The organism is Lutispora sp. (genome assembly GCF_041687175.1).
Lineage (GTDB): Bacteria > Bacillota > Clostridia > Lutisporales > Lutisporaceae > Lutispora.
The window spans coordinates 1-13,674 of the sequence record NZ_JAWLCK010000028.1; the positions used below are offsets into that span (position 1 = coordinate 1).

The 13,674-nt window shown below is 39.4% G+C and carries 13 protein-coding genes and 1 riboswitch; all 13 genes read right to left on the minus strand.

All coding sequences use genetic code 11. From position 1 onward, the window contains the following. Positions 1 to 375 precede the first annotated feature (375 nt). The 13 genes from tsaD to ACESM9_RS06395 all read right to left on the minus strand — a co-directional run bounded on the left by tsaD (position 376) and on the right by ACESM9_RS06395 (position 13,656). Complete coding sequence (tsaD, locus tag ACESM9_RS06335) at positions 376 to 1,425, minus strand: tRNA (adenosine(37)-N6)-threonylcarbamoyltransferase complex transferase subunit TsaD (protein ID WP_372996418.1); 1,050 nt, start codon at positions 1,423 to 1,425, stop codon at positions 376 to 378. A 50-nt stretch (positions 1,426 to 1,475) separates the two neighbouring features. Continuing rightward, entirely contained in the window at positions 1,476 to 1,700 is a 225-nt protein-coding gene (locus tag ACESM9_RS06340; RefSeq protein ID WP_372996420.1) for a hypothetical protein, read from the minus strand. A 96-nt stretch (positions 1,701 to 1,796) separates the two neighbouring features. Beyond that, the gene (locus tag ACESM9_RS06345) at positions 1,797 to 2,726 is read right to left on the minus strand and encodes a hypothetical protein (RefSeq protein ID WP_372996422.1); all 930 of its coding nucleotides are present in this window, start codon (positions 2,724 to 2,726) and stop codon (positions 1,797 to 1,799) included. Positions 2,727 to 2,738: 12 nt separating this feature from the next. Further along, complete coding sequence (locus tag ACESM9_RS06350; protein WP_372996424.1) at positions 2,739 to 3,284, minus strand: anti-sigma factor family protein; 546 nt, start codon at positions 3,282 to 3,284, stop codon at positions 2,739 to 2,741. Beyond that, entirely contained in the window at positions 3,266 to 3,838 is a 573-nt protein-coding gene (locus ACESM9_RS06355; protein WP_372996426.1) for an RNA polymerase sigma factor, read from the minus strand. The genes ACESM9_RS06350 and ACESM9_RS06355 overlap by 19 nt, the downstream gene beginning before the upstream one ends. A 342-nt stretch (positions 3,839 to 4,180) precedes the next feature. After that, the gene (gene tsaB, locus ACESM9_RS06360; RefSeq protein WP_372996428.1) at positions 4,181 to 5,314 is read right to left on the minus strand and encodes a tRNA (adenosine(37)-N6)-threonylcarbamoyltransferase complex dimerization subunit type 1 TsaB; all 1,134 of its coding nucleotides are present in this window, start codon (positions 5,312 to 5,314) and stop codon (positions 4,181 to 4,183) included. Continuing rightward, the gene (gene tsaE / locus ACESM9_RS06365) at positions 5,295 to 5,774 is read right to left on the minus strand and encodes a tRNA (adenosine(37)-N6)-threonylcarbamoyltransferase complex ATPase subunit type 1 TsaE (protein WP_372996430.1); all 480 of its coding nucleotides are present in this window, start codon (positions 5,772 to 5,774) and stop codon (positions 5,295 to 5,297) included. Before tsaE ends, tsaB begins: the two co-directional genes overlap by 20 nt. Before the next feature lie 100 nt (positions 5,775 to 5,874). After that, positions 5,875 to 6,450 (minus strand): ECF transporter S component, encoded by a 576-nt coding sequence (locus tag ACESM9_RS06370; protein WP_372996432.1) that lies wholly within the window; start codon positions 6,448 to 6,450, stop codon positions 5,875 to 5,877. 85 nt (positions 6,451 to 6,535) lie between these two features. Next, positions 6,536 to 6,649: riboswitch (FMN riboswitch) on the minus strand. 85 nt (positions 6,650 to 6,734) lie between these two features. Next, the gene (gltS, locus tag ACESM9_RS06375; RefSeq protein WP_372996434.1) at positions 6,735 to 7,925 is read right to left on the minus strand and encodes a sodium/glutamate symporter; all 1,191 of its coding nucleotides are present in this window, start codon (positions 7,923 to 7,925) and stop codon (positions 6,735 to 6,737) included. A 143-nt stretch (positions 7,926 to 8,068) separates the two neighbouring features. Next, positions 8,069 to 8,947 (minus strand): response regulator, encoded by an 879-nt coding sequence (locus tag ACESM9_RS06380; RefSeq protein WP_372996436.1) that lies wholly within the window; start codon positions 8,945 to 8,947, stop codon positions 8,069 to 8,071. 6 nt (positions 8,948 to 8,953) lie between these two features. Further along, positions 8,954 to 10,198 carry an ATP-binding protein gene (locus ACESM9_RS06385; protein ID WP_372996438.1) on the minus strand — a complete coding sequence of 415 codons (1,245 nt, stop codon included), beginning with the start codon at positions 10,196 to 10,198 and terminating at the stop codon, positions 8,954 to 8,956. Between the two features lie 114 nt (positions 10,199 to 10,312). Further along, complete coding sequence (locus tag ACESM9_RS06390; protein WP_372996440.1) at positions 10,313 to 11,470, minus strand: amidohydrolase; 1,158 nt, start codon at positions 11,468 to 11,470, stop codon at positions 10,313 to 10,315. A 41-nt stretch (positions 11,471 to 11,511) separates the two neighbouring features. Continuing rightward, positions 11,512 to 13,656 (minus strand): Tex family protein, encoded by a 2,145-nt coding sequence (locus ACESM9_RS06395; RefSeq protein ID WP_372996463.1) that lies wholly within the window; start codon positions 13,654 to 13,656, stop codon positions 11,512 to 11,514. Positions 13,657 to 13,674 lie beyond the last annotated feature (18 nt).

Sequence of the window (13,674 nt, forward strand, 5' to 3'; positions counted from 1 at the left end):
TTTAGATATAAGAGCTCGCTTTGGTAGTTCTATAGCTTGATCTCACAAAAAGCCTAACGGCACCCAAAGGACCTCCATGTCCTGGATGCCTAGGCTGGCATCCAGGACATGGAGGTCGCGCTAGGCGCAACTGGCGAAGCATAGGGCATGGATGCCCGTTTTGCGCCGTTAAAATTCTCTTTTAGATGAGCATTAGAGTCACCAGAGTTAATATTTTATGCGATATTATATATCCCTTAGATTGGCTTATGCCGCTACAACAACTATATATGAATGCCTTAGTGTCTTTAGTGAAATTTTTGTGTCCTTTAGTGGTTCAAAAACACCCAAAAGGAATACCCGTATCCTGAGCTCTGAGTTCTGAGATCTGAGTTCTTACAAAGTCAGATTAGGAACTGCGTTGAGATTCATTTCGGAAACTTCTCCACGTATCAGTTTATAATAGCCTGCACTTCCGATCATAGCCGCATTGTCGGTGCAGAGTATTGGATCTGGGTATAGCACCTTAATACCTTTCTTGGCTCCCTTAGCGCTCAGCTCTTCTCTCAGCTTGCTGTTGGCAGCGACACCTCCTGCCAGCACAGCATAAGGTGAATTTTTCGCTTCTGCTGCTGCAATGAGCTTATCGGATAATACATCTACTACCGCCTGTTGAAAGCTTGCTGCCACATCAGGAATATTCGGTTTTATACCCTTCATAGAAAGGCTGTTCAGATAATTCAGCACTGCTGATTTCAGACCGCTGAAGCTGAAGTCAAAGCTTCCTTCCTCCAAATAGGCTCTAGGAAAATCTATAGCATCAGCATTCCCTTCCCTGGCAAGCTTATCAATCTGAGGTCCTCCAGGATATCCTAAACCCAATGCTCTAGCTATCTTGTCAAAAGCCTCTCCTGCTGCATCATCCCTGGTCATGCCCATAATCTCATACTTGCCATAATCCACAACATTTACAATATGACTATGGCCTCCTGAGGCTACAAGGCATACAAAAGGAGGCTCCAAATCCTTATGTTGAATAAAGTTTGCATAAATATGTCCTTCTATATGATTGACTCCAATAAGAGGCAACTTTCTGGCAAAAGCCAAAGCCTTCGCTGTAGTCAATCCAATTAACAAGGCTCCCACCAAACCTGGTCCATAGGTTACAGCAACACCTTGTATATCATCCAATTTCAATCCAGCTTCTGATAAGGCTGTATCTATTACATCGCTGATATTTTCTATATGCTTTCTTGACGCCACCTCCGGCACCACACCGCCAAACTTTTTATGTACACTTATTTGGCTTGATATGATATTGGATAGCACATCTCTTCCGTTTCTCACCAAAGCCGCTGAAGTCTCATCACACGAACTCTCTATAGCTAATATGACGATATCTTTTTCCACTGTTTCATCTCTCCCATATGCCACGCATTTTCCCATACATTAGCATGTACAAAAGGCAGGATATTATCCTGCCCCTGCTGCTAAAATTATTTACTATTTTCCAGAATAGTTAAAACTCTTTTTATATCAATTTTCTTAGCTTCATTTTCCTCTATTATCTGATTGAAGCCATCTTTTATGTTCTCGTAGTTGGAAAACTCATGATAAAATTGTCTTCCACCATCTGGATCAACGACCTCTGCAATGAATATTTCATCCATTTCACTTAGACGAATAATATGGCCGTCTATTTCAAATTCACGGAGCAGCAATTTTATTCCCCCTATAATGCAACATATAATATAACAACATTTATATATTATAGCACATTACTTAGGACATATAAAGCAAATTTATAAATAATTTTTCTAGACGGCTCTTGCTTTCGGCTTTCCAAGCCTGGTATCCAATACAAGTCCCAACCCCACTGAAGCTGCAAAAATATACGCAAGCCAGCCCAGGACAGGTATGAAAGGCAATACAAACACCAGTATAGAACCTACCAACAGATAGATATAAGGAGCTCCTCTTCCTTCCAGTTTGCCGGTTATCCTTCTTCCTATAGTCAGCTTCAAAGCTGCCATACCTATAAATGCAGTGAGGAAAAAACCTGCTATAAATATAGGAATCAATAGCATTCCTATTATGGTTATAGCCAAAGCAATAATGGCAGGTATAAACATCAGGTAAGCTGCAATACCTATGCCAAATCTTCTCCAAATCTTCGTTGGAGCGCTTTCTACCATAAAATTCATTCTATCAGGGATCAATACCAGTAATAGTGCGGACAATCCGAAAAATACTACTAATCCAATAATAGAAGAGATGGCCATTAAAGGTACCAAGTCTGCCCTGTCGGCTCTGAAAGGTCCATGGACACTAGCTATCTCGCCTTGAATAATAGAACCAGTGGACTTTTTCACTTGACCTGCTACCGCAGCAGCATTTCCCCCTATGACTGCATTATTCCCTGCTATAATATCACCAAATATGGCAGCTACATTGCCTTCTACTCTGCCATCGATAGTTGCATCTCCAAATATAACGGCTAAATTTCCATCAATTGTACCAGAAACATCAGCGTCCCCAAATATGACGGCAAACTCTCCGTCTACCACGCCATCTATAATTGCATCTCCAAATATAACAGCTGCATCTCCATTTACTTCTTCTCCCTCTTTAACTCTCAATTCTTCTCCCATAGTAAATGTACCTGAATTTCCATCTCTTACAGAAAAAGCAGCAGTGAGAAAAACCGTCATAATCAATATGGCTACCAGGATATATTTCTTTTTCAATTGGACTCCCCCTTATTCCCGCTGGAGATTAATGATTCTTATAAGCCCTAGATTAAAGATCATGACTGCACCTGCAATGAAAAGCATAATATGCATATAATCTTTTATCATAATGTTTCTTAATATAAGCAAATTATCTATGGTAATTGGCAGGTAAACTAATATATTCATAATATATTTCCCAATAAGATCCAAGGCAAAACGGCCGTAGCCAAGCAGCATTTGCCCAATGCCTGCATCTTGAATGAAAGGCAATATAACAAAAATAATCATATAATATGCAAATGCCAACATACCTACAGCACCTATGAGCATATTCAGCATGCTGCTTCGAACCCTCTGCTTGCTTATTTTGCCCATAACCTTAGCCTCAAAATCATAAGGTGGAGAAACCTCGGGCAGCTCATTTATGCACTTTATCATTTCTGTCATCATCTCAAATTCCTGATTGCATCTTTCGCAGGAAAGTTTATGCTTGTTCAAAAGCTTTCGCTCAACTTCGCTGATATCACCGTCTACATACTTCATAATCAAATTGCTTATTTCGCTGCATTCCATAGCTTCTCACCCTCCTTGTCCATATCCTTCAATATATCCTTCAACATTTGCCGAGCTCTATATAGTCTATTTTTTACAATGGTCAGTGATTCCCCTGTAACCTCCATTATTTCCGAATAAGATAACCCTCTGTTATGAAAGAGTATTATAAGTTCTTTATATTTTGGTGGTAAACTGTCTACTGCTTTTATTACCATTTGCTGCTTCTCATGCCGCACATACTCTTCTTCGGGAGTTAAGCCTTCATCCTTTAAATTGTACTGTTCTTCTATGGGAACTGTATCCCCCTTCCTCTTTCTAAGCAAATCAAGACAATAATTACTAGTAATCCTAACAGCCCAGGTAGAGAATTTGTATTGGGGGTCATACCTTTTAAGGGATCTGTACATCCGTATGAAGGCTTCCTGGGATGCATCTTCTGCCTCTTCATAGCTGCCCAGCATCCTGTAAGATGTGTTGAATATCAACCTTTTGTATCTGGTCACCAGCTCTTCAAAAGCAGAATCATCTCCTTCCAGGCATTTATTTATTATTTCTATATCTGCCCCATCCAAATTAACCCCACCTTTATAATCGGTTCTGGAATATATACGTACCTTTTTATCAAAAAGTCTGATCTATGAGCTAAGAACTATGAATTTTGGGTATTCCTCTTAAGTTAGTCTCTGGTCTCTGGTCTCTGGTCGCTAGTCACCAGTATTTTTGTATTCCTCTTGGGTCTTGATGCTTGATGTGTGACGCGAGTTTTTAGGCTAGGGTATTCCTTTAGTATCTTATAGTGGTTAAAAAAGTAACCCTCCGTGGCAATCCGTGTTCTTCACAAAGTGACCCATAAGGAATACCCTAACACTAGAGACCAGCGACTAGAGGCTAGAGACCATCATAAAAGGAATCCCCTATAATTCTAACCACATTATTGTTGCATCTTCTCCGGTGTCTTCGTAGTATCCCTTTCTCACTCCAGCTTCCTTGAAGCCATATTTTCTATATAAATTTATAGCAGTCCAATTGGAAGGTCTGACCTCCAGGGTCATTCTTCTCACATCATTATCTCTAGCCAGTTTTATCAACGCCTTTACCAATTCATCCCCTATCTTCTTCCCTCTATGGTCTGGATGTACAGCAATATTGGTTATATGACCTTCATCCAGCACAATCCACATTCCGCCATAGCCCACAACTTCATCGCCGATTTTGGCCACCAGATACCTTGCCATATTATTGTTATATATTTCCGATGTAAAGGATTCTAATGACCAGGGAGTTGTAAAGCTCTTGCATTCCACATCGTATACCGCCTTAATATCTTCTCCCTTCATGGGAGCTATTTCAATTTTCTGCTTTTTCTCGTATTCTACCTCCGCCTGGGATTTCCTTATATAATAAAGCTCCAGCTCATTATACTTTAAAATTTTACCTTCCTTGTACAGTTCTTCTGCTAATATAGCCACAGAAGAAGCCCTGGGATATAATGTGCCAGGTGATGCTTCGATTACATTAGTAAGGGCATCCTTCAGCTTATTTCCAAACATAGGCACTCCATCACCCAAAATCACTATTTCCTCGCCATAATTTTCAAGCCTGTCAATAAGCATATCTATGTCTATGGCTCTGTAATCCTCCAGTTTTATCAGTTTATCATCTTCTATCCTGTACAATGCGGAATACACCATCTTCCTCTGGGCATCCAGCATGGGACAAACAAGACTCTTACAGGGAAAAATATTATAGGCCAATGCATCTAAAGTAGGAACAGCTATAACAGGTTTATCCAGGGCCTGGCCGAGACCCTTCACTGCTGCTGCCCCAAGCCTCAGCCCCGTGAAGGAACCGGGCCCTATAGAGCATGCAAAAGCATCTATCTGGCTTATCTCTATTCCGCTGTTTTCCAATGTTATATTTATAATGTTCATCAATTTCTCCGAGTGCTTTCTTCCATCGTTTATAGTAAACTCACACAGCAGCCTTCCATCCTCTATGATGGCAGAAGAAGCAGCTGCAGTAGAAGTATCAATGGCTAATATCCTCATCCTTCTCCATCTCCTTCAATAGCTTCTCATAGTCTGAACCGGAGGCCTCGAACACTATTTCTCTTTCATCCGGGTTTTCCAGCTTCCTTATGGTTATCCAAAGCCTCTCATCAGGTATCACATCATCCACATTATCCGCCCATTCCAACACTGTAGCTCCGTCTCCATAAAAATACTCATCGCAGCCTAGCTCATACATCTCATCGGAGCTTCCCAATCTATAAACATCGAAATGATATAAAGGTATCCTTCCGGTAGTATATTCATTGATTATTGTATAAGTAGGACTTACAACATGCTCCGAAATTCCCAGTCCTTTGCCTATTCCCTGGGTGAAAGCTGTTTTTCCAGCTCCCAGATCTCCAGTGAGGCAGACTATGCTTCCTGAGAAAAGAAGTCTACCTAGTTTTTCACCTATTCTATATGTATCTTCTGCACTTTTCGAAAATAGTCTTACCATAACAACCTCCAGCACAATGCAAATACCGGAGCAAAATGTTTTGCTCCGGATATCAGCTTCATTTAAAATTATTATATTTCATTTTTCGCTAAAAGTATACCTATCTAGCTCTTTTATCTGCCACTTGGTTATAAATATTTGCATGTAATATTGGCGAAAGGCTTTTGTAGAGCACCAATGTGATGATTGATAACAACACGCCTTTTATAAGGTTAAAGGGTAGTATAGCTGTCAGTATAAGAGGTAAGTTTTCCATGGATATAGGACTGTTGGTGAAAACAGGTATGAGTATGAAGAAGTTAAATACGCACATAGCCAGTGACATTAATATGGTTCCTGTTATCAAGCCCATTATAGCAGTCTTTTTGCTCTTGTTTCTAACATATATATATCCTGCAACCAATACATAGGCTGAGCCTGTAAGGAAATTCCCTAATTCCCCGATTCCTCCTGTTGATGAGCGAATCATAAGATGTAGTATGTTCTTAACGAGCTCAATAGCCACCCCGACCCATGGTCCTAATGCAAATGCACCTATTATTGCAGGCAAGTCGCCCAAATCAATCTTCAAGAAGGAAGGAAACAAGGGTAAGGGAAATTCGATTAAGTACAAAAGGAATGCCAATGCTGATAAAATCCCGATTTTTGTTGTTAATTGCAATTTAGAATTTTTCATTTCTAACCTCCGATTTTTATAAATAATTTTGGAAAACAAAATCCCTGATATAATCAGGGACTTATTTTTAAAATTATTCATAAAAATAAATCTTCTCTCATCCAGACTATACTGTCGGCTCCGGAATCTAACCGGATCTGCCTTTCGGCTCGCGGGCTGTACCGCCGGTAGGGAATTGCACCCGTCCCTGAAGATTATAATCAGTTTTCTGTTTTCACCTATATTTTAATACATTGTTATTTAATATGCAATATGTTTTTAACACAAAATATTTATATTATTGATTACAATATAAAATTCATAAATGTTGTTATTACACCTGTGTTAAAGAAATCAATAAACAAGCTTCCTACCAAAGGCAGTATGAAGAATGCTACCGGTGCAGCACCAAATTTGGCTGATATAGTCTCCATATTAGCAATAGCATTTGGTGTGGCACCCATACCAAAACCACAATGTCCGCCAGTTATAACGGCAGCTTCATAATCTCTGCCCATAAGATTGAAGGTTATGAAGTAAGCAAATACTGCCATCAATAAAGTTTGGGCAAGAAGCATAACTACCAAAGGTCCTGCTAATTCTGCAAGTTCCCAAAGCTTCAAAGTCATTAAAGCCATGGATAAAAATATGGATAAGGATATATTGCCTATAATATCTATCTCATCTATTCGAACATCAAATAAACTTGTGCTGTCAGAAATATTTCTCATGATTGCTGCTGCAAACATGGCTCCTATATAAGAAGGGAAGGTCATGCCTGTTTTTTCTAACACAGCTGAAATCACTGTCCCAATACCCATGGCAAGGATAATCTGAACTGTAGCAGACATAAAGTTTTGTGGTACAAGTTTTTTTGTTTCCTCTTTAGCTGCAGTAGAAGTCATCTCCAGATTATTATTCCTGCTGGTTAAAGAGTTTTTCTCAATAAGCCTTTTGGCTATGGGTCCCCCTATCATGCTTCCCATTATAAGTCCAAAGGTTGCAGATGCCATGGCTACTGTAGTGGCTCCTATGGCTCCTGCTTCTTCAAACAATGGTGCAAAGGCACCGGATGTTCCATGGCCTCCTGTCATGGGTACAGAGCCTGTGGAAAGTCCTATTAGCGGATTTAAACCGAAAACCTTGGCAAGACTTACACCTAAAATGTTTTGAAGCACTACCAATGCTGTAGCGACACCTAGAAATATCAAGACCTTTATACCGCCCTTTTTCAAAAGCTTAAAGCTTGCTGTAAATCCTACAGTAGTAAAGAAAGCGGTCATAAATACATTTTTTAATGTTTCATCCATCTCAAAGGATAAAATATTCGCCTGCCTCAATACCAAAGCTAATACTGCAAAAATCAATCCTCCTATAACCGGTGCAGGTATACAATATTTCTCTAAAAATCCGATTCTCTTTCTTAATGCCTGTCCCAATAATAAAACAATCACAGCCAAAGCAATGGTTTGAAGCATATCTAGTTTCAATGTCATTATAACACCTCCATAATAATTCATGATTACATAACATATTATATGGAGGCATTACATCATACTACAAAGTACTATAAATTGTAACAAAAAAGATTTTTATTTTTCACTCATCAGCATATATTTGCATGATAGGCTTCAATTGTCTAAATATTTAGCTTGCTTATTACGCCTTCAATGAACTTTCTGATATTGATTTTTCCTCTTTCCTCCTTTGAATTCTCTAAATAGCGCATTTCCTGTTTTACCTGCTTGAAATCAAACAATATGGTGCTGTATTCTACAAATTTACTGCTGTAAAAATCATCATAGCCTAAAGCCGCTATGTTTTCCAAGGCTTTCAGTATGGTCCTTCTTATGCGCTGCTCTATGGCCTTTGATCCCACAGAGGCATCTTTTATGCCAAGTTCTTCTTCCGCTATCCTACGGTAAAAATCCTGAAGCTGATACTGCTGGTTTCCATATTGTTTTTTAAAGTCTATAACTTTTTTTATGAGATTTATTAAATCTTTCACTCCTGACTCGCTGATGATACCTATGTCTGTAAAAATCCTGTTTAGCTCATCATTTACGCTGGGTTTGTCCTTTGTAATATTAGTATTGCCGCCTATGCCTACTACTGCATTTTTTATCAGCTCAACGGATCTTTCCAACTCAATGCTGTGGCAAACCCCTTTGATTACATTAACCGCTTCCATCAAATTTATAGGCTTCCCAATAAAAAACACTATGCCCTTTTCATAGGCTTTAGAGATCATATGCTCATCTTCAACCTGAGAAATCATAATGAATTTTCCTTTATAACCTTCGGCTTTCACATTTTCTATTATCTCTATACCATCCTTCACCGGCAGGAGCAAATCTATCAAGACCACATCCGGGTTATAAAAAAGTATCTCTTTCTCCGCATCCAGACCGCTGTCCAACTCAGCTACAACTTTTCCTAAATCATTTTTAGAGATAATATGGACAAGCATCTTCCTTATATTTATATCATCATCTATAATAAGAAAAGTGTTTTGCATAAACAATCACCCTAACAATGAATTTTTAGGCAAAGATACAGTAAATAATGTACCCTGCCCAGGCTTTGACTCTACCTCTATACTTCCTCCCAGCTCCTCTACGATATTCTTCACATGAGCAAGACCTATACCTGTGGAAGCCTTGCCTGTATCATTGTAGTATTTTGTAGTAAAGCCGGGATTGTATATGTAAGGAATTATTTCTTCATCTATACCTTCACCATTGTCCTCCACATGAAAATATATATGCTCTTTATCACTTGTCTGCGTAACTTTTATCCTCCCATTTGAAGTACAGGCATCCAACGCATTAACTATCAGATTATTTAAGACAGTAAAAAGACTGTAGTATTTCTTAAGAGAAAAATTATCTCTAAAATCAAATTCTATGCAAATACTATTTTTGAGTTCTTTTGCATCCAAGTATCTATTAGTATTCTCCTCTATTATGTTCTTCATGTCTCCTAAAGTCATCAAATCATTGGTTTCAAATTTTTTCAGGAAGCTTTCAAATCCTCCCAGCACCCTGTTGTAGTCCTTTTTTATCTCATGGACTTCCCGGGCAATGTCCAAGGTGTCCTCCTGCAATTCCCTGTCATCTTTATACTTCTCATAGAGCTTATAGCTTTTGCCCATGACCTTTTCTATATCAGCCATGGATTTTTTCAGATAAAACATTTCAGCCTGTATATCGGAGACTAAAAGGTTAAGCTGGCTGTATCTCTTCTGATGCTCCCTCTTTTGTATAAAAAGCTCCTGATTCTTGTAGAGGACATATATTATATATGCAGTAATGCTTCTAACCAAGCCCACCATGATAATTATTTGAACCATGCTGAAGCTAACATGGCCATCGCGAATCAGAGCCTCAACAATATTGCTCAGTGAATCTATAGCCGAAAAAAGCAATATACCCGTGAGAATCTTCCCTTGATATTTCTTTATTGAGAGAAATACAGCCAATGCTCCATAAAACACATAATATATGCCTGAGGGAAGGTTTTGCTGATATATATACTGAAAGCTGCTATTCTCAATAAATACATCAACTGTACTTCTAAGTAGAAATACTGCCATGCCGGATAATAGGGAAAGCTTGAATTCGGATACAGGGTCTGAAATAAGTATTATCAAGTTTAAGACTATTATACCTGCAGAAAATCTGAAACTGCTTCTAAAGGGATAAAAATATATTTCTCCAAATAAAGCAACACATAATATGGGCAATAAGAATTTTTTTAATCTCTTCATATTGCTTTTCACCTCCCATGCAACCCGGCCATGTCATCTTTTAATATTATTCCCTTCTGATTGCAAAAGAAAAAGCTGCTGCAGGAATAAACTCCGCAACAGCCTGAACAATATTTATTTTCTATATACTACTTCACCGTTTATCAATACAGCTTCCGTCTTCGATGTTGTGTTGAAGGGATGTCCATCAAATATCACTATATCTGCATCCTTGCCTACCTCAATGCTGCCTACTTTGTCATCTATTTTCAGTATTTCTGCCGGATAGATTGTTATGGCTTTTAATGCTTCCATTTCATCCAAGCCCTCCTTTGCCACAAGGCCGGCACATATGGGCAGATGCTGTATGGGTATTACAGGATGATCTGTCATAATGCAGAATTTTACCCCTGCCTTCCATAAAGCTACAGGAGATTCATAGGTCTTGTTTTTTAATTCCGGCTTGGATCTTTCTGTGAAATGAGGACCGCTTATGACTGGCTTACCCTCTTTGGCCAGCTCATCTGCTATAAGATGTCCCTCTGTACAGTGTTCCAATGTTATATCCACATCAAACTCATTGGCAATCCTGATGGCAGTAAATACATCATCTGCTCTATGAGCATGGGCCTTCAAAGGTATTTCTTTATTTATAACCTTGAGCAAAGCCTCCATCTTCATATCAAAATCCGGCTTCTTGTCAGGATCTTCCTTGGACTTCTCCAGCTTTTCCTTATAAGCTTTAGCCTTAATCAACTGCTCTCTCAATATGGCTGCCGTAGCCATCCTGGTAGAAGGCATCTGCTTCTTATCGTTATATACGGTTTTAGGATTTTCACCAAAAGCTATCTTCATAGCTGCAGGATCTCTGACAATCATATTATCTATTCTTTTTCCATAGGTCTTGATAATGGTAAAGGTGCCTCCTATTACATTGGCACTGCCAGGACCGGTACATACTGTGGTGATGCCTCCTTCCCTGGCTTCTTCAAAGGTTCGATCCATAGGATTTATTGCATCTATGGCTCTGAGGTGGGGTGTCACAGGATCTGTCATCTCGTTGCCATCAGAACCTTCAAAGCCTATGGAGTCTTCCCACATACCCAGATGGCAGTGAGCATCGATTATACCCGGCATTACTATTTTGCCCTCTGCATCTATTACCATGGCACCTGCTGGTGCTTCAACATCCTCTCCTACATCTATTATCTTGCCCTTATCTATTAATACACTTCCCTTTTCATAATTCTTATCTGCCATTGTAAGTATTTTTCCGTTTTTTATAAGTATCATGCTTTAACCCCCTATATGTATTTTTATTTTGCTTTATTGGATTACATTAATCCTTTCATACTGAGGCTGATACGGTTTCTGTCCATATCTACATCCAGTACCTTAACCTTCACGATATCTCCTACCTGTACTACATCCATGGGGTGCTTTACAAATTTGTCTGCCAGTTCGGATATATGCACCAATCCGTCCTGATGAACACCTATATCCACAAAGGCTCCAAAATCTATAACATTTCTTACTGTACCAGTAAGTATCATTCCTGGCCTCAGATCTTTCATTTCCAGCACATCGGTATGAAATATGGGCTTGGGCATTTCATCTCTAGGGTCTCTGCCGGGTTTTTGGAGTTCCTTGATTATATCTCTAAGCGTCGGCACTCCTACCCCTATTTCTAGAGACAATTTTTCTATATCCAGCAGTTTAACCATATGAAGTGACTCTGATAAAGCTTTTGGCTCTGAATCTTTACAACCTAGCTTTTCCAATAGCTTCTCTGCAGCTTCATAGGATTCTGGATGTACTGCTGTATTGTCCAGTATATTGTCTGATTCAGGTATTCTTAAAAATCCTGCACATTGCTCAAAGGCTTTTTCTCCAAGCTTCTTTACCTTTAAAAGCTCTTTTCTGCTCTTAAACTTCCCGTTTTCTTCCCTGTAGGCTACTATATTCTTTGCCACCGCAGAGTTTATGCCCGATACATATTGGAGCAAGGATGGGGTGGCAGTATTGAGATCAACTCCTACTGAGTTTACACAATCCTCTACAACTGCATTGAGGGCTTCGGATAATTTTTTCTGGGATACATCATGCTGGTATTGTCCCACACCGATAGATTTAGGATCTATTTTTACCAGTTCAGCCAGCGGATCCTGAAGCCTTCTGCCTATGGATATGGCTCCTCTTAGGGAAACATTTACATCAGGGTATTCCTTGGCTGCCAGCTCTGATGCAGAGTATACAGAGGCTCCTGCTTCATTTACTATGATATAATGAAGTGGTCTATCCATTTCCTTTATTATTTCTGCACATATTTTTTCTGATTCCCTTGAGGCTGTGCCATTTCCAAGAGATATTATTTCTACATTATGCTTCTCTATAAGTTTCTTCAGCTCTTCCTTGGATTCTTCAACCTTGTTCTGGGGAGGTGTGGCATATACAGTGGTGGTATCCAAAAGTTTCCCTGTATCATCCAAAACCGCAATCTTGCAGCCAGTTCTGTAGGCAGGGTCGAAGCCCATAACGTTCTTTCCTTTTATAGGAGGCTGAAGGAGTAGATTTTTCAAATTGGTACCAAACACTTTTATCGCTTGCTCTTCTGCCTTTTCAGTAAGCTCATTCCTGATTTCTCTTTCTATAGATGGAGCTATAAGCCTGTCATAGGAGTCCTTGATTGTATCATTTAGAATAGTACCATAGGGAGATTTTTCTATTAATATATTTGCTTCCAGCTTAGCTATTATTCTGTCCACAGGTGCATCTATCTTTACGGAAAGCATCTTTTCTTTTTCTCCACGATTTATCGCCAGAACCCTGTGGGAAGGTATCTTTTTTATAGGTTCGGCAAAGTCATAGTACATCTGGTATTCGGACTTTTCATCCGTCAAGCCTTTGGTGCTTATGGTACCCAGATTGAAGGTAAGCTCTCTTATAAACTTCCTGTAATCCGCATTGTCGGAGATGTCCTCTGCTATTATGTCCATAGCACCTTTTACAGCATCTTCCCATGTTTCTACACCAAGTTCCGGGTTTATATATTCTGAAGCTATTTCTTCCAAGCTTCTGTCTGCTTCCTTTTGCTCAGATATAAACTGGGCAAGAGGCTCCAAGCCTTTCTCCTTTGCGATGGATGCTCTGGTTCTCTTCTTCGGTCTGTAGGGTCTATATAGGTCCTCCACCTCTTGCAGTACTTGAGCTGCTTCTATCTTTGCTTTTAGTTCCTCTGTGAGCTTGCCTTGCTCATCTATAAGCTTTATAACTTCTGATTTTCTGTTTTCCAGATTTCTAAGATATTGGAGTCTCTCACCTAATTCTCTCAATTGAGTATCGGTTAATTCTCCTGTTTGTTCCTTTCTATATCTGGCTATAAAGGGTATGGTATTGCCTGCATCTATGAGTTCTATGGTGTTTTCTATCTGCCAGGGCTTTATATTTAGTTCCTGGCTCAGGGTGGTAACTATATCCAATATATCACTCTCTCTTTC